Source organism: Paenibacillus sp. FSL R7-0331 (genome assembly GCF_000758645.1).
Classification (GTDB): Bacteria; Bacillota; Bacilli; order Paenibacillales; family Paenibacillaceae; genus Paenibacillus_AQ; species Paenibacillus_AQ camerounensis.
Genome location: NZ_CP009284.1, coordinates 2,680,982 through 2,696,815 on the forward strand (window position 1 = coordinate 2,680,982; position 15,834 = coordinate 2,696,815).

The window sequence follows — 15,834 nt, forward strand, 5'->3', positions numbered from 1 at the left end:
ATGGACAGGAGGACGAAGGCGATGGACGGCAGGGATTGGGGAACTTTTTTACTTCCATATGAACAGACTGTGGAGGAACTCAAGGTTAAATTCAAAACAATGCGCTCGGAGCTCAAAAAGAGAGAGGAATACACGCCAATCGAATTCGTAACCGGACGTGTAAAACGGCTCTCCAGCATACTTGAAAAAGCGAAGCGCCTGAACGTGAAGATGGAGGATCTGGAAACGGGCATCGAGGATATTGCCGGCATCCGGATTATGTGCCAGTTCGTTGAGGATATCCGCAGGGTAGCTGAGTACATCCGGGCCCGCAAGGATCTCGAAGTGCTGTACGAGAAGGATTATATCACCAATTATAAGGAAAGCGGCTACCGCAGCTTCCATATGATTATCAAATATCCGGTACAGACAGCCCTGGGACAGAAGATTGTGCTGGCCGAAATTCAGATCCGTACGCTGGCGATGAATTTCTGGGCTACCATCGAGCATTCGCTTAATTATAAATACCGCGAAAGCCTGCCGGATGAAATGCGGGTGCGCCTGAAGACAGCGGCTGAAGCTGCGTCGATCCTGGACAGCGAAATGTCCAGCATCCGCGAAGAAATTCTGGAGGCACAAAAGCTGTTCGAAGAGAACTCCAACGCGACGACTCAGGTGCTTAACGCCATTCATCAGCTGTATTTCTATCATCTGGTGAACGAGGCAATTGAAAGCCAGAACCGTTTTAATGAAATCTGGCAGACGCAGGACATGGACGCGATGAAGCAATTGCTGGAGCATGTGCGCGAGCTGATTTCTAATGCCAAGAAGGGCAGCCTGCCGGATGGCCTTTGAACCGCTGTACCTGGCTTACCTCGTCTACTTCAACCGTGACAGAGATTATTTTGAGTGCCATGAGGTGCTTGAAGAGCTGTGGCTGGCCCGGGACCGCGATCCGTTATACAAAGCGCTGCTGCAGGTGGCTGTCGGACTTTATCATTTCCGGAATGGCAATGTGCGCGGCGGCATGATTATGCTCGACCGTTCTTACAACGCGCTTAGGCAATACCCCGGAGAGATACTTGGCATCAATCTTGCCAAGCTGGCCTCGGAGGTCGGCGAATATGCTTCGCAGCTGAAAGCATACCAGGACAGCCCGTTTGCTTATTACGACCTCACAATCGAAATTACAGATCCGTCGCTGGCAGCGGAAGCGGAGCGGGCTGCATTAGGCATTGTGCCTAATGTGCCCCAGCGGCGCGGGCCGCAGAGGCCGGATAGATCCCGCCATAAATAGAGCGCCGATAAAAGCAACATTTAACCAGGAGCACCCGCAGGGGTGTTCCTTGATTGTTAATCCCCAAATTCAGGTAACACAAGCAGGAGGACAGCATCATGGCAGCACAATTGCCCGGCACGTTTACCGGGCGTATGAAGGAACTGCTGGGAACGGAATATGAGCAGTTTATGGAGACCTATAAGGAAACGCCTTATGCAGGTATCCGTGTCAATACACTAAAAATTACAGTCCAAGAGCTGCTGGAACGCTCACCGTTCGGGCTGGAGCCGATTCCATGGTGTCCTACGGGCTTCTATACAGAAGAAGGAGCCCGGCCGGGGAAGCATCCGTATTATCATGCCGGCTTGTATTATATCCAGGAGCCAAGCGCAATGGCGCCGGTTGAACTGCTGGATGTGCAGCCCGGCGACCGTGTGCTGGATCTGTGCGCAGCACCCGGCGGTAAGTCTACCCAGATTGCCGCCAAGCTGCAGGGCACCGGAATGCTGGTCAGCAATGACCTGCATCCGGACCGCACCAAGGCGCTGGCCAAGAATCTGGAGCTCTACGGCGTAAGGAACGGCATCGTGCTGAATGAGAGCCCGCAGCGGATTGCCGCGGCCTTCCCGGGTTATTTTGACCGGATTCTGATTGATGCCCCCTGCTCCGGTGAGGGTATGTTCCGCAAGGATGAAGATATGGTCAAGCAGTGGGAGCCGGGAACTCCGCTCAAGTATGCCGAAATGCAGCGGGAGATCCTGCTGTCAGCAGCGGAAGCGCTGAAGCCGGGCGGAACGATCGTGTATTCGACCTGTACCTTCGCCCCGGAGGAGAATGAAGGGTCCATTCTGGAATTCCTCGCCGGGCATCCGCAGTTTACGGCGGTCCCGGCGGGCGGGTCCGGCGGGTTCGCGCCGGGCCTTAGCGGATTGCCCGAGGCCGCGCGGCTCTGGCCGCACAAGGTCAAGGGCGAGGGCCATTTCATGGCGGTGCTGCGCCATGACGGCAGTGCTGCTGCGCAAGGAAGTGCCGGGGACGCGGATACCGCGCTCCCGGTTTCCGTGCGCAGCAAGGGCAGCTCTGCCGCCCGGCCGGCCAAGGCAGGCGGCAGTAAGGACCGCGAAGCCAGGGGCGGCCGCGGTCAAGGTAAGGGCGGCGGCGCGCGCGGGCAGCGGCCGCAGGCCTCCGGCGAAGCAGCGGCGCTGGACGCGTTCGCCGGGTTCTGCCGGGAGCAGCTCGGCTGGCAGCCAGCGGGCTACCCGGTATTGTTCGGCGAGCATCTGTATATCTCGCCGCTGCCGCCTGCGGCACTGGACGGACTGAAGACCATCCGTCCGGGCTGGTATATGGGCCAGCTGCGCAGCGGCCGGTTCATTCCCGGCCATCCGCTGGCTACAGCGCTAAGGCCTGCGGAGAGCCTCCGCAGCCTGTCGCTGGACAGCGCAAACGGCGAAGCCGTCTCCTATCTGAAAGGCGAGACGCTCTCTGCTCCTGAGCAGCGGCTGTCTGTGCAGCCGGGCAGCCCGTCCAAGGGCTATGTCCTGGTGTGCATCGACGGCTTCAGCGCAGGCTGGGGCAAATGGCAGGACGGCATGCTGAAGAACGAATACCCCGCAGGGTGGAGGTGGACCTAGAGCATGAGCGTATTTGCAAAAAAACAGCGGATCGATAAGGTGCTGTCCCACATGGGCATCGGCTCGCGCAGTGACATCCGCAAGCAGGCCAAGCAAGGCTTAATAACCGTGAACGGTAAAGTGGTTAAGGACAGCGGCTTCCATGTGGATCCTTACGGAGATGTAATTGAAGTGGCGGGTGAAGCGGTCCGCTACCGTGAATTTATATATCTGATGATGAACAAGCCGGCAGGCGTGCTGTCGGCTACGGAAGACAAGCGGGACCGGACGGTGCTGGATTTACTGAAGGAGGATTACGCCCGGTTTGAGCCGTTTCCGGTCGGCAGGCTGGATAAGGATACAGTCGGACTGCTGCTGCTTACCAATGACGGCAAGCTGGCCCACGAGCTGCTCTCTCCGCGCAAGCATGTGCCTAAGACCTATGAAGCTACGGTAGACGGTGATGTGGATGCTGCAGATGTGGAGGCTTTTGCCCGGGGGGTTGAGCTGGAGGACGGATACGTCACGCTGCCTGCCCAGTTGAGCATTCTCGGCCGGGAACAGGGAGAGAAGACGGTCTCGTACATCTCACTGACCATTACGGAAGGCAAGTTCCATCAGGTAAAGCGGATGTTTATCGCGGTCGGCAAAAAAGTGACATTTCTGAAACGGGTATCCATGGGCGAGCTGAAGCTGGATGAGAGCCTGCCGCTTGGAGCCAGCCGGGAGCTGACGGCTGCAGAGCTTGCGCTGTTAACCGGCAGTGGGGTAGAATCCGCGGAATAACAGATGGGAACGGACGGACAGATTACAGACAGATAAGGATGGTGTGGTATGAAATACAAGCTGATTGCACTGGACGTTGACGGAACACTGCTGAATGATGATCACAAGCTGAGTGATGAGAATAAAGAAGCCATTGCCGAGGTTACGCGCCGGGGAGGCCAAATCGTATTGTGTACCGGCCGCAGCCCGCAGAACTCGATTCCTTTTATGGAAGAGCTGGGGTTGTCGGGTTATGTCATCGGCCATAATGGCGGTGCAACGGTATCGGTCAGCGACCGCAAGGTGCTCGATCAATACGGGATGGACGGCCGCGGGCTGGATCCATATATTGAGTACTGCCGGAAGCATGACATCCATTTTGATGTGAGCACAGCATTCGAAATGTATGTGGACAACGCGGAGAACCTGACCAAGGAAGCCAACTATATGTATGAGCATTTCCGCATCCTTCCGGCATCCCTGCCGGCCTGGGAGGAGTTCCGTGAACCTATTGTTAAATTCACTGTATTCACTAAGTCTGCGGTACTGGATGAAGCGATGCGTGAGTGGGGAACCTGGACTCAGCAGTATAATATGCTGCGCAGCGGTGAGTTTTTTGCCGACTTTATGCATCATGAAGCCTCAAAGGGTAATGCCTTGAAGAAGCTTGCAGCTCAGCTCGGTATCGCGCAGGAGGAAGTAATGGCTGTCGGCAATTATTACAACGATATCTCCATGCTGACCTACGCCGGTCTGGGCGTTGCCGTAGACAATTCTCCGCTGGAGGTTAAAGCTGCGGCTGATGCGATTACAGGTACTAACAACGAGCACGGTGTAAGGGATGCACTTGTGAAATATTGTCTTTGATACTCCAGGCTATTATAGAATACGGGTCTTCCAAGCATAAACCGGTGCCGTTTGGCGCTGATTTATGCTTTTTTTGATAGGGAAGGATAACATGTGATTTCGGATTCTCTGCAACTGCTGGAGAGAGCATCATTCGGATTCCCTGTAAAGTACCGGTGACAGCGTCATTTGTAAAGGCTCCCCATTTTGCGGGCGCTTCCTCTAATAAGTGGAATTTCTCCGCCTAATGCTTCTTCAAACAAGGATGTTGGAGCATTAATTGGAAAATCTCCGCCTAATAACCCGGATTTAGCGTAAAAAGGGGCTGTGGTTCATATTTGATGGAGTTTCTCCACCTAACGCTGTGAAATGCTGAGAAATGGAGGAATTAGGCGGCGAAAATCCAACTATTATCATCGGACAGAATGTAAGTGTACCTCCTTACCCGGACGTAAAAAGCGGCTGCACAACCCTGAGAAGGGCTGCGCGGCCGCCTGATGTCACTATTGCATTAGCTGCGAATGGAGTTAGACAAACAACGAACGTGAAATGATAACGAGCAAGATGAAAAGCACCAAAATTGCACCGGTAGATGTGAAGCCAGGCATTGCACCCATGTCTGATTCCTCCCTTAACTCATGTCTGGTTCCCAATGCCCTGCCTTGCGGCTGCGGCGTCCTTGGGATAATGACATCATATGCACAGAAGGAGGGTCTGATCTGGTTAGCTGCCTAGGCCTCCTCAAGATGGGCTTTTTGGATTCTCAGGCCCTTAGGCAGGTGATTCTTGAGCTGGCCCAGACTGGCTTTACCCCAGCTGACCGGCAGGCCGTCTACTGTAACGAGTGTCCAGCCGTGCAGCTCAGGAGGAACAGGCAGGCTCTCACCGCGCAGCCAGGCCTGAACCTCGGGGCTGTCAGCGGCAAGATCATAATGGCGGGCAGCCTGGCCGGGCTGGAGGCTCATCGCCAGAGCATGGGCCGGTTCAATCCGGTTTTTCTTAAGATGGGCAATATGCAGGCCGGCGCGGGGTACCTTAAGGCCTTCCAGCAGGCCGGTATGCAGGCGCTCATTAAAAGCTTCCGGCAGCAGATAGAGCGACTCTCCGAACAGCAGCGGAATGCCACCGCCGGTAAATCCGGGTAGCTCTGTTGCAGCCCAGCCGAGAAACTGCTGATACGCATCACGGAGTGAGGCGTGGACACGCGGTCCGTTTTTGCTCTTTCCGCCGCTGCGCTTCTTGCCGCGGCTGTCTGTCTCCACAGATCCGGAAGCAGCTGCTTTGTGCAGCAGGGCAACGAAATGCCCCTCTCCCTTTTCCAGATGCGGCCAGAGCCGTTTCTGCGTAACAACCTTCATATCAGGATAAGCAGCGGTAAACCGGCTGACCGTGTCCTCGTTCTCCAGACGGTTGAAGGTGCAGGTCGAGTAGACCATGCTTCCGCCGGGCTTCAGCATAATATACGCATCCTGCAAAATGTCCCATTGTCTTTCCGCGCACATCTTCACGTGATCCGGTGACCATTCGCTCATGGCAGAGGGGTCTTTACGGAACATGCCTTCTCCTGAGCAGGGGGCATCCAGCATAATCCGGTCAAACACCTCCGGAAAACGGCGTGACAGCTCTCCCGGAGCGGCACTGGTGACCAGGGCATGAGATATGCCGAGGCGTTCCACGTTCTCCGCCAGTATTTTTGCCCGTTCAGGATGAATCTCGTTAGAGACAAGCAGTCCTTGTCCCTGCATTAAGGAGGCGAGATGTGTGGTTTTGCCGCCGGGTGCGGCAGCCAGATCAAGCACGGTTTCTCCCGGAATCGGGGCAAGCAGCTCTGCCGCGGACATTGCCGAAGGTTCCTGAATATAATATAGTCCGGCAGCATGATAGGGGTGACGGCCGGGCCTAGCAGGGTCCTCATAGTAATAGCCGGTGGAGCACCAGGGAACCGTTGTCAGGCTGAACAGGGAGACGGAGTGCTCAGCAGGGGCTCCGGCGTAGATGCTTTTTAGGGTGTTAAACCGCAGACTTTGAGTCCGCGGCAGGCTGTAGCTATGCAGAAAAGCGTCCGCCTCCTGCCCAAGCATTTCCTTCATGGCAGCGGTAAAAGCGGCGGGCAGCCGTTCTTCGTTCATACGTCATTCTCCTTAAGATTAATTTCAAAACAGGCTCAGGTGTTCTTAATTAGTTGCTGTTTCAGGTGGATACCGATAAAATCAAGGTATGGGAACCTAAGTGTGCCTGTAAATGTACATATATACAACTATATCATAATTGCCGGGTCTCACCGTAATCAGGGCAATCGAAAAGGGGATGTACCTTATGAATTTGCTGCAAGCGCTATTCTTCCCGCCGGAGCAGCCCGGCGGTGTATCTTCGATGATCCCTTACCTGCAGGAGCGGTTCCGTTCCAGCCGCTGGGATATGGATTTGTTCTGGCTGCCCAAGCGGATTCGGGGCAAGGGACGTGAGGAGATTGTCTTTGAGACGTTTGACTGGACCGTGTACGGCGAAAGTCCGGTTGTGCGAAAATATATTCAGACCTACCGGGATTACATCTGGTGGACCAAGCTGCGGATGAGCAAAAAGTATGATCTGATCCATGCCCATCATCCGATTGCGGGCCTAGCCATGAAGAAGATTTATCCGGACATTCCGCTGATCCAGACACTGCACTCCAGCTATGAGCGCGAGCTGATTCTTAACGGGTTGATTCAGGAAGGCGGTCCTGAGCACCAGTTCCTGGTCGCAATCTACCGTGAGCTTGAGCATGTAAGCGACCGGCTGATGACGGTGTCGCTTGCTTTTGCCGACTATCTGGCGCTCTATACAGACCATCCTGCAGATATTGGCATTATTCCGAACGGTTTTGACGAAAAAAGATTCAAGCCTGTGCCGCATGACAACAGTATTCCGCAGCTGGTAACCGTGACCCGCCTGGTGCCTGCGAAAGGTCTGGATACTCTGTTCAGAGCCTGTGCAGAGCTGAAAAACCGCGGCCATGAATATGTGCTCCACATTATCGGTGACGGGCCATCGCGCGCGGAGCTGGAGTCGCTGGCACAGGAGCTTGGAATTTATAATGAAACGATCTTTTACGGGTACACGCTGCATCCTGAGGAATTCATGCCGTTCTTTGATATCTTTGTTCTGCCTTCAAGGGCGGAGGCATTCGGTTCTGTATTCGCAGAGGCTGCCCTCAGCTGTCTTGCCCTGGTAGGCACGAATGTCGGCGGTATTCCGGAACAGATCGAGGATGGCGTCAACGGCCTGCTGGTGAACCCGGATGATCAGGCTGCGCTTGCCGATGCGCTGGAGAAGGTCATTACCGATCCCGGCTACCGCTATGAGCTGTCGAGATCGGCCTGGGATAAAGCCAAAAGCTTGTATTCTCTGACGCGTGTGGCCAACGAGCTGAAAAAAATCTACCTGCAATATCAGCCGGAAGCGAAAGGGTGAGCGGATGATTCCCTTCCGATTTCTGCATGCTGCGGATCTGCATCTGGACAGCCGGTTCGCCGGCCTGGCGCAGCTTCCCCACGCTGTACGCTCCTATCTGCGGGAGTCCACCTTCGCCGCCCTCGGGCGGCTTGTTGGCGTAGCTGTTGAGGCGAAGGTTGATTTTGTTGTCATCAGCGGTGATGTATATGACGTCTCCGATGCTTCCCTTCAGGGACAGCTCCGTTTTCAGGAGGCGCTTAAGAAGCTGGATGAACACGGCATTAAGGTCTATCTGATTCACGGCAACCATGATCCGCTGGACGGGCCCAGGCTGAAGACGGAGCTGCCGGAGGGTATTACGGTGTTTGGCACCGGTGAGCCCGGCCTGGCTGTTGCCTGCCGCCGCAGCGACGGGGCTGAAGTGGCTGTAATCAGCGGGATTTCTTATCCCACGCAAAAAGTAACCGAGAATACGGCACTGCGGTATAACCGCAAACCGGGTAGCACCCTGTTTCATATTGCACTGCTGCACGGGAATGTGGACGGTGATTCTCAGCATGAGACTTATTCGCCCTGTACCCGCAAGGATCTGATCGGAAGAGGCTTTGATTATTGGGCTCTGGGGCATATCCACAAACGCAGCATTCTGCATGAGCATCCCCCCATTGTATATCCCGGAAATATCCAAGGGCGCAGTGTCAAAGAAACCGGCCCAAAAGGCTGTTATATAGCGGATGTAAATGCCGAAGGACATGTGCAGCTGGAGTTCCGTGAGCTGGATACGGTCCGCTGGCAGGTGAGGGAAATCCCGATTGACAGCCTTGCAGATGAGGCGGAATGGACTGCTGCAGTGGAACAGGCTGTAGAGGACATCCGCGAAGAGCTTCCGCAGCTGATGTCCGTAGTTCGCTTCCGGCTGACCGGCCGGGGAAATGTACATAGGATCTTGTCTGAAAAAGGGGCAGCCGCCGACCTGCTCTCCGAGCTGCAGCGCCGTGAAGCTGTCCGCGCCGACCGGCAGGCTTATGCCGGCCTGGTGTGGACTGAAGGCTTCTCCGTGGAAACCGGCCTGCCGGTTGACCGCGGGCGCCTCCGGCAGGAGGACAGCTTCCTTGGCGAGCTGCTGCGGCTGTCCGGGCGCAGCGCTGAAACAGAAGACGGCCTGGAGGAGCTGCTGGCTGCAGCGCTGAGGCCGCTGCTTGAGAACCGTGAGCTCCGCAGGCTGCTGGCCGCAGCCGGAGCGGCTGACAAGCGGGAATGGCTGAGAAGTGCTGAAGAATTAGGCATAACACTGCTAAGCGGTACGGAAGATGCTGAAAAGGCTGGCGGGCGTGAACCGAAAGAAGCTGAGGCAGGCCGGCAGGAGCGGGGGAGTGAGCGATGAGGATTGAGCAGTTGCAGATCAGCGGCTTCGGACGGCTGCAGCAGCGGGAGATTGAACTCGGTGCAGGCGTTACTGTTCTGTATGGACGTAATGAGGCAGGTAAAAGCACCACACTGCAGTTCATCCGGGCGATGCTCTTCGGCATTCCGGGCCGCACTAATCCGGCTGAGCGGTATGAGCCTGTTCAGGGCGGTCAGCATGGCGGCATTTTAACGGCCTGTGACGATGAGGGGGCCAGCTGGATTATCCGGCGCTACGCTGCCGGCGGGGAGCAGCAGAGCCGGAGTGAAAAGCTGAGCATTACCGTCCGTCATCCGGACGGGCGCACGGAAGAAGCCACACAGGAGGAGCTGGAACGCCGGCTGCTCGGCGGCATCTCGCGCAGCATGTTCCGGCAGCTGTTCGCGGTATCGCTGGACGAGTTGCAGGAGCTTGGTGCACTGCAGTCGGAGGAAATGAGCAGCTATCTGTTCCATGCGGGTATGGGCGGAGGCGGTGATATTATGCGAGCCGAGCGTAAGCTGATTCAGGATGCCGAGAAGCTGTACAAGCCGCGCGGGAAAGTACAGGAAGCGGCTAAAATTCTTCAGCAGATTGAGAAGCTGGAGCGGGAGATGGCTGACAGCCGGTCTTTGCTGCCCCGATATAATGCCAGCCTTGCTGCACTTGAGGCTGCAGAGGAGAGGCTGGCGGCGTTCGAGCAATCGCGTACTGCAGCAGAAGGCAGGCGGGTACTGCTGCGCAAAGCTGAGGATATCCGTGAAATGTGGCTGAAATGGCGTGAAGCCCGGTTTGAGCTGGACAGCCTGCCGGTTATCACGAATTTCCCGGAGAACGGGACGGAGCGTTGGCAGCAGCTTGCGGCTGAGGTCCGCGGTGCGGCTGCTGCCGTGCAGCGCCTTATTCGCCAGCAGGACGAGCTGACCGCAGAGCTCGCGCAGCATCCGCCGGATGAGCTGCTTATGACCCAAGCTGTGGTGCTGGAGCGGCTTGACCGCAGCCGTCCGGGTTACGAGGACCGCCGGGCGGAACGGCAGCGGCTTACGGCTGAGCTTGCTGCGCATGAGGCTCATCTGGAGCGCACGCTGCGCAGCATTGGCGCCGGCTGGGGCCATGCGGAGCTTGCAGGCTTTGCTGTTACTGCAGCGGAGCGCGAAGCTGCGCGGCGCTTCTCTGTCTCCTTCGCCGGCTACGACCGGCGGATGGAGGCCCGGGAAGCGGAGCGGCAGAGCCTCCGCTCCCGAATGGCCGCTGCCGCCGCTGCGCTGCAGGCGGCAGAACGTTCGCTTGCGCGTGAGCTCGCAAGCGGCGACGCGGACTTCGCGGGCCTGGCCCCGCACAGCCCGCGTGAGGTGCTGCAGCTGTGGGACGAGCTGCAGCAGGCAGCCGAGCGCTGGCGCGAAGCGCAGCTCGGCACAGGCGGGCCGCAGCGCGGCCCGGGAGGCGCCGGCCGCAGCTCCGGCGCCGGGAACCGCCGGGCGGCACGCTACCGGCGGGGGCTGGCCGCGAGCACAGCGCTGACGCTGCTGCTGCCGGCGGCCCTGCTGCTGAGCGGTGCACCGCCGCTCAGCGTCTGGTCCGCGCTCGGCCTGCTGGCCGCAGCGGACCTGGTCCTGTGGGCCGGCCTGCGCGCAGCGGGCCGGCAGGATTCCCCGCCGGGGCACGGCGGGGAGGGGGCAGCGGCCGCAGCGGAGATGCTGCGGCTGCGCGGGCTGCTGCTCTCCGGCGCGGAGCCGGAGAGTGGGACCGGCCGGCCGGGGCGCAGCACGGCCGCGGGTTTGGATGCCGGCGCGCTGGAAGCCGGCATGCGGGAGCTGCGCCGCCTGATGGAGGCGTGGAACGCCTGGCGGCAGCGCGTGGACCGGCTGTCCGGCGAACGCGAAGCGTGCCGGACGGAGGCAGAGGCGCTCGCCGGGCAGGAGCGCGCGCTGGCGGAGGAGCTGGAACGTGCTGAAGCGGAGTTTGCAGCATTGGACGGCCGGTATACAGAGTGGCTGCGGCAGCACCGCCTGCCGGAAGGGCTCTCCCCGGAGAGCCTGCCGGACATCTTTGCGCTGGCGGAGCAGGGAAATGAACTGCTCCGCCAGCGCGGCAAGCTGGTTCAGCGGCTTGGGGAGCTGGAAGCAGAGTGCCGGGCCTTTGAGGACGAGGTTCTTTTGCTGCGGCTTCAGACCCTGGGGACTGCGGAGAGCGCTCCGGCGTCTGACGCCGCGGCTGATTCCGCAGATGCATCTGGTGTAAGCAACAGCTTGAACGCTTCGACTCATCCGCAAGACGCCGCAGGCAATGCTTTGGCTGCGGCAGATCCTGTGTCTCCAGCCGATTCCGCTGCTGTTCATGGTAATGGTAGCCCGGTCTCTCGCTCTCCTGGCTATATACCAGACGGAGCAGGCAGCTATTCAGAGTCAGCGATTCCGTCAATCCCTGTGTTCAGCCTGCTGAGCTGGCTGGAGAACCGGAAACGGGAGTGGGAGCTGCTGCGCATTGAGCTGCTGCGCAGAGAGGGCTTGTCTGCCCGTAAGGCCGAGATCCAGGAGGAGCTCACAGAGCAGCTTGAGCAGCTGGAAGGACTGCAGCAGCTCAGCACTACTCTGCTGAGTGAAGGCGGGGCTGCTGACGGTGAAGACTTTCTGCGGCGCGCAGCGGCAGTGCAGCAGCGGTCCGGGCTTACTAGAGCTGTCCGCCAATGGGAGCTGGCGATGTTCAGCGGCTGGGAAGGCGGCCGGGCGGATCAATTACAGCAGCTGCTGGAGCAGCATGATGCTGCTGCACTCGCAGAAGAACGCTCTGCCGCAGAAGCAGCTGCAGCAGAGCTGGAGGAAGAGCGGAATACACTTCTGGAACAAAGAGGCAAGCTGCTGCAGGAGCAGGAGTATCTGAAGGAACGCTGCATGGAGGATAACGTAAACCAGCAGCTGGAAGAGCAGCGGTCGTCACTGCGGAATCTGGCCGGCCAGTATGCCGTTAACGTAATTGCCGCTGAATTAATCGGACGGACCAGACGCATTTATGAGCAGGAAAAACAGCCGCAGGTGCTGCAGCTGGCCTCTGTCTATTTTGCAAAGCTTAGCGGCGGGGAATACCGGAGAATCGTCATGACGCTGGGGCATAAGGAGCTGAAGGCTGAGCATGCGAGCTTCGGGCTTCTGGACAGCTCCCTGCTCAGCAGGGGGACACAGGAGCAGTTGTACCTTGCGATACGGCTGGCTTTGGCCGAAACAATGTCCGGGAAATCGGCTCTTCCGCTGATGCTGGACGATTTGTTCGTAAATTTCGATGAACACCGTCTGCATGCCGCGTTATCTCTGGCAGGAGAGCTGTCCTTAACCCGTCAGATTGTGATGATGACCTGCCACCGCCATGTTGCGGAGGCAGCAGCACGGATTATTCCTGCAGCAGCGGTTATCCCTGTATAAACGGAAAGGCAGCGTAACGTTCCCCACAAGGATTGAAGAGGATGATTCCCGGAACCTGGGTGCTGTTCATCTCCTTGACTCCGGAGCGGTCAGCGCTGCCTTTTTGCTTTATGTTGTTTTTGCCAGGATTTTGTCCGCGACCAAAGGGAAAAATCCCTCTAACGAGCCTAAAAGTAGCAATTCAGCCACGAACAAAGGGAAAAATCCCTCTGACGAGCCCAAAAGTAGCAATTCAGCCGCGAGCAAAGGGAAAAATCCCTCTAACGAGCCCAAAAGTAGCAATTCAGCCGCGAGCAAAGGGAAACATCCCTCTAACAAGCCCAAAAGTAGCAACTCAGCCCCGAACAAAGGGAAAAATCCCTCTAACGAGCCCAAAAGTAGCAATTCAGCCGCGAGCAAAGGGAAAAATCCCATTAACGAGCCTAAAAGTAGCAATTCAGCCGTTAGCAAAGGGAAAAATCCCTTTAACGAGCCAAAAGTAGCAATTCAGTCGCGAGCAAAGGGAAAAATCCCATTAACAAGCCCAAAAGTAGCAATTCAGCCGCGAGCAAAGGGAAAAATCCCTTTAACGAGCCCAAAAGTAACAACTCAGCCGCGAACAAAGGGAAAAATCCCTCTCACGAGTCCAAAAGTATCAACTCAGCCGCGAGCAAAGGGAAAAATCCCATTAACGAGCCCAAAAGTAGCAATTCAGCCCCCAACAAAGGGAAAAATCCCTCTAACGAGCCCAAAAGTAGCAATCCAGCCGCGAGCAAAGGGAAAAATCCCTCTAACGAGCCCAAAAGTAGCAATTCAGCCGCGAGCAAAGGGAAAAATCCCATTAACGAGCCCAAAAGTAGCAATTCAGCCGCGAGCAAAGGGAAAAATCCCTCTAACGAGCCCAAAAGTAGCAATCCAGCCGCGAGCAAAGGGAAAAATCCCTCTAACGAGCTCAAAAGTAGCAACTCAGCCGCGAGCAAAGGGAAAAAACCCTCTAACGAGCTCAAAAGTAGCAACTCAGCCGCGAGCAAAGGGAAAAATCCCTTTATTGATACCGATACGAGCCGCCAGCTTTGTATGTCCTAACTCCTATCTCCTGAATCTCCTAGCACCGGTCCAAGCCCTAGCACCCATGCCCTTAGCCGCTCACTTCCGCTCCCGGCTAACCAGCATCACCGCCCACATCCGCTCCCGGCTAACCCGCTTCAGCGCTCACTTCCGCCCCCGGATAACCGGTTTAACCGCTACAATTGTAATGCCCTTTTTCTTATCCCTTTCTTTCGCATCCGTTCCCATCCCGTCAGGACCGGAAGATCCCGGCGGGCGCGGCGGCGGTGACAGCGGTGCACGCAGCAGCATGCTGACCCAGACCAGAGCCAGAGCGCCGAAGATCGGGTAGAATAATCCAAGCAGCGAGCTGAAGCCGAACTGGCTGAACAGATAGCAGAACAGCATCAGCAGAGGGGTGACAAGCGCTGGAGCGACCGGAAGGCGCTGCTGGAGCTGGACGCTGACGCCATAAATATTGGCGACGAAGGTGCTGAATATTTCCAGGAAGATCAGCAGCAAGTAGATCAGCTGTACGATTGAGCCGAGCCGGAAGGCGATGCTGCCCATCGGCACTTCGTATTGCAGAATGCCCGGCATCTGTGAGCTCATGGCAAAATGAGCGGCAAGCAGCATGAAGCCGATGCCGATACCGCCGAGTATTCCGCCGCGCACCAGCGCTTGTTCATCCTCCGTATGGCGGGCGAGGGGAACCAGCACGGCCTGGGCCATTCCAAGATTAAAGGCGGTATACAGCAGCGGTGACATCCAGGCGCTGAAGGTGCTGTGATCTGTGTGCAGGAAGAGGAACCGTTCGGCTCCCGGCAGCCCGAATGTATTAAAAATAATGATAAGCGACAGAGTAAGCATCAGCGGCACAACGAGGCTGTTAAGCTGCATAATGCCTGAAATCCCGCGCTTCAGCAGAATGAATGAGCCAATCAGTGTAATCAGCAGCCCCGCCTGATAGGGAAAGCCAAGATGCTCCTGAAAAATAGCCCCGGCGCCGGCAAGCATAATGCTGTTGACCCCGATCAGAATGACCATGGTGAACAGGCTGATACGGCTGCCCGTTTTTTCTCCAAACAGATGACGGTTAAAGTCCTCATAGGAATCTGCGCCGGTCCGGCGGGCGATCACCATCATCTTGGTTCCTAGCCAAATGAACAGTACCGTCGACAGCATGATGGTCAGCAGCGCCCAATGGCCGTACCGGGTAAAAAAACGGAGAATCTCCTGGCCTGTAGCGAACCCGGCGCCGACAATCGTCCCGATATAGGTGAAAGCAATCTGCAGCGTACGGACATGCGATTTCATAGCTTCACTCCTTATGTGCTGTGATTATAAAAATGGGCTGTGCCCGCCGGATTGCCTTGTGCAGTCCATATAGTACAGGTTATGATGATAGCCAGAGGGACATGACTTCCGTGCTGGTGAAATGAACGGCTGTGCATGTGGAATGTCTGGAATTATTAAGGTAATGGAGGTACTAAGTCATGGAAGTATTGAAACAGCGGATTTTAGAGGAAGGGGTCGTCCTATCAGATCAGGTGCTGAAGCTGGATGCCCTGCTCAACCACCAGGTTGATCCGATCCTGACGATGGAAATGGGACGGGAGTTTGCCGGGAGGTTTGCGGATGCAGGCATTACGCGGGTGGTTACCGTAGAATCCTCGGGTATTGCCGTGGCGTTTGCCACCGCTCTGGAGATGAAGGTGCCGCTTGTATTTGCCCGCCGCAAAAAAACGCTTTTGGCTGATCCTGATGCCCTGTGTGAGCGGGTTCCGTCTTTTACAAAAGGAATTGTCACTGACATTATGCTGTCACGGCAATATATTTCATCAGCAGACAAGGTGCTTTTTATTGATGATATTATCGCTAACGGTGATGCTGCGCGCGGACTGATCAAAATCATCCAGCGCTCCGGGGCTGAGCTTGCCGGAATGGGCGTGGTTGTCGAGAAATGCTTCCAGGCAGGGGCGCGTACAATCAGAGATCAGGGAATTCTGCTGGAATCACTCGTCCGTATAACCTCACTGGAGGACGGCAAGGTTCATTTCGCCGATTAAACCGGTGACAATTATAGGAACA

13 protein-coding genes are annotated in these 15,834 nt (G+C 56.8%); 9 read left to right on the forward strand and 4 right to left on the reverse strand.

The window, feature by feature from the left end; all coding sequences use genetic code 11:
• Positions 1-21: 21 nt before the first annotated feature.
• The 5 genes from R70331_RS10945 to R70331_RS10965 all read left to right on the forward strand — a co-directional run bounded on the left by R70331_RS10945 (position 22) and on the right by R70331_RS10965 (position 4,503).
• A complete protein-coding gene (locus R70331_RS10945; RefSeq protein WP_042175328.1) occupies positions 22-834 on the forward strand; it encodes a GTP diphosphokinase in 813 nt (270 codons plus the stop codon).
• A complete protein-coding gene (locus R70331_RS10950) occupies positions 824-1,276 on the forward strand; it encodes a DUF309 domain-containing protein (protein WP_042175331.1) in 453 nt (150 codons plus the stop codon). Before R70331_RS10945 ends, R70331_RS10950 begins: the two co-directional genes overlap by 11 nt.
• A 98-nt stretch (positions 1,277-1,374) precedes the next feature.
• The gene (locus R70331_RS10955; RefSeq protein WP_042175334.1) at positions 1,375-2,892 is read left to right on the forward strand and encodes an RsmB/NOP family class I SAM-dependent RNA methyltransferase; all 1,518 of its coding nucleotides are present in this window, start codon (positions 1,375-1,377) and stop codon (positions 2,890-2,892) included.
• A 3-nt stretch (positions 2,893-2,895) separates the two neighbouring features.
• Positions 2,896-3,657, forward strand: coding sequence for a pseudouridine synthase (locus R70331_RS10960; RefSeq protein ID WP_042175336.1), 762 nt, complete (start codon positions 2,896-2,898; stop codon positions 3,655-3,657).
• A 48-nt stretch (positions 3,658-3,705) separates the two neighbouring features.
• Complete coding sequence (locus R70331_RS10965; protein WP_042175337.1) at positions 3,706-4,503, forward strand: Cof-type HAD-IIB family hydrolase; 798 nt, start codon at positions 3,706-3,708, stop codon at positions 4,501-4,503.
• Positions 4,504-5,009: 506 nt separating this feature from the next.
• Here the strand turns inward: R70331_RS10965 and R70331_RS32040 are convergent.
• Entirely contained in the window at positions 5,010-5,099 is a 90-nt protein-coding gene (locus R70331_RS32040; protein ID WP_198536574.1) for a sporulation protein YjcZ, read from the reverse strand.
• A gap of 114 nt (positions 5,100-5,213) precedes the next feature.
• The gene (locus R70331_RS10970) at positions 5,214-6,611 is read right to left on the reverse strand and encodes an RsmF rRNA methyltransferase first C-terminal domain-containing protein (protein WP_042175340.1); all 1,398 of its coding nucleotides are present in this window, start codon (positions 6,609-6,611) and stop codon (positions 5,214-5,216) included.
• Positions 6,612-6,798: 187 nt separating this feature from the next.
• On the opposite strand from R70331_RS10970, the gene R70331_RS10975 reads away from it, so the two are divergent.
• Genes R70331_RS10975 through R70331_RS10985 form a run of 3 tightly spaced genes read left to right on the forward strand, consistent with a single transcriptional unit; the run spans position 6,799 to position 12,717 of the window.
• Positions 6,799-7,935 (forward strand): glycosyltransferase family 4 protein, encoded by a 1,137-nt coding sequence (locus R70331_RS10975; RefSeq protein ID WP_042175342.1) that lies wholly within the window; start codon positions 6,799-6,801, stop codon positions 7,933-7,935.
• Between the two features lie 4 nt (positions 7,936-7,939).
• Complete coding sequence (locus R70331_RS10980) at positions 7,940-9,301, forward strand: metallophosphoesterase family protein (RefSeq protein ID WP_042175344.1); 1,362 nt, start codon at positions 7,940-7,942, stop codon at positions 9,299-9,301.
• Positions 9,298-12,717: an AAA family ATPase gene (locus R70331_RS10985; RefSeq protein ID WP_042175346.1), complete on the forward strand. Its 3,420-nt coding sequence runs from the start codon at positions 9,298-9,300 to the stop codon at positions 12,715-12,717. Before R70331_RS10980 ends, R70331_RS10985 begins: the two co-directional genes overlap by 4 nt.
• 108 nt (positions 12,718-12,825) lie before the next feature.
• Here the strand turns inward: R70331_RS10985 and R70331_RS10990 are convergent, their stop codons facing one another.
• The gene (locus R70331_RS10990) at positions 12,826-13,167 is read right to left on the reverse strand and encodes a hypothetical protein (protein WP_042175348.1); all 342 of its coding nucleotides are present in this window, start codon (positions 13,165-13,167) and stop codon (positions 12,826-12,828) included.
• Positions 13,168-13,908: 741 nt separating this feature from the next.
• Complete coding sequence (locus R70331_RS11000) at positions 13,909-15,060, reverse strand: YkvI family membrane protein (protein WP_042175352.1); 1,152 nt, start codon at positions 15,058-15,060, stop codon at positions 13,909-13,911.
• Positions 15,061-15,239: 179 nt separating this feature from the next.
• Here R70331_RS11000 and R70331_RS11005 point away from each other — a divergent pair, with 179 nt between their 5' ends.
• On the forward strand, positions 15,240-15,812 hold the full coding sequence (locus R70331_RS11005) for a xanthine phosphoribosyltransferase (RefSeq protein WP_042175354.1): 573 nt from the start codon (positions 15,240-15,242) through the stop codon (positions 15,810-15,812).
• Positions 15,813-15,834: the final 22 nt, after the last annotated feature.

Bases quoted from the DNA above. Each gene is read 5' to 3' on its own strand.
- R70331_RS11000 (WP_042175352.1), bottom strand. From the start codon at position 15,060: ATGAAATCGCATGTCCGTACGCTGCAGATTGCTTTCACCTATATCGGG.
- R70331_RS10975 (WP_042175342.1), top strand. From the start codon at position 6,799: ATGAATTTGCTGCAAGCGCTATTCTTCCCGCCGGAGCAGCCCGGCGGT.
- R70331_RS10965 (WP_042175337.1), top strand. From the start codon at position 3,706: ATGAAATACAAGCTGATTGCACTGGACGTTGACGGAACACTGCTGAAT.
- R70331_RS10955 (WP_042175334.1), top strand. From the start codon at position 1,375: ATGGCAGCACAATTGCCCGGCACGTTTACCGGGCGTATGAAGGAACTG.
- R70331_RS11005 (WP_042175354.1), top strand. From the start codon at position 15,240: ATGGAAGTATTGAAACAGCGGATTTTAGAGGAAGGGGTCGTCCTATCA.
- R70331_RS10980 (WP_042175344.1), top strand. From the start codon at position 7,940: ATGATTCCCTTCCGATTTCTGCATGCTGCGGATCTGCATCTGGACAGC.
- R70331_RS10970 (WP_042175340.1), bottom strand. From the start codon at position 6,611: ATGAACGAAGAACGGCTGCCCGCCGCTTTTACCGCTGCCATGAAGGAA.
- R70331_RS10985 (WP_042175346.1), top strand. From the start codon at position 9,298: ATGAGGATTGAGCAGTTGCAGATCAGCGGCTTCGGACGGCTGCAGCAG.
- R70331_RS10950 (WP_042175331.1), top strand. From the start codon at position 824: ATGGCCTTTGAACCGCTGTACCTGGCTTACCTCGTCTACTTCAACCGT.
- R70331_RS32040 (WP_198536574.1), bottom strand. From the start codon at position 5,099: ATGGGTGCAATGCCTGGCTTCACATCTACCGGTGCAATTTTGGTGCTT.
- R70331_RS10960 (WP_042175336.1), top strand. From the start codon at position 2,896: ATGAGCGTATTTGCAAAAAAACAGCGGATCGATAAGGTGCTGTCCCAC.
- R70331_RS10945 (WP_042175328.1), top strand. From the start codon at position 22: ATGGACGGCAGGGATTGGGGAACTTTTTTACTTCCATATGAACAGACT.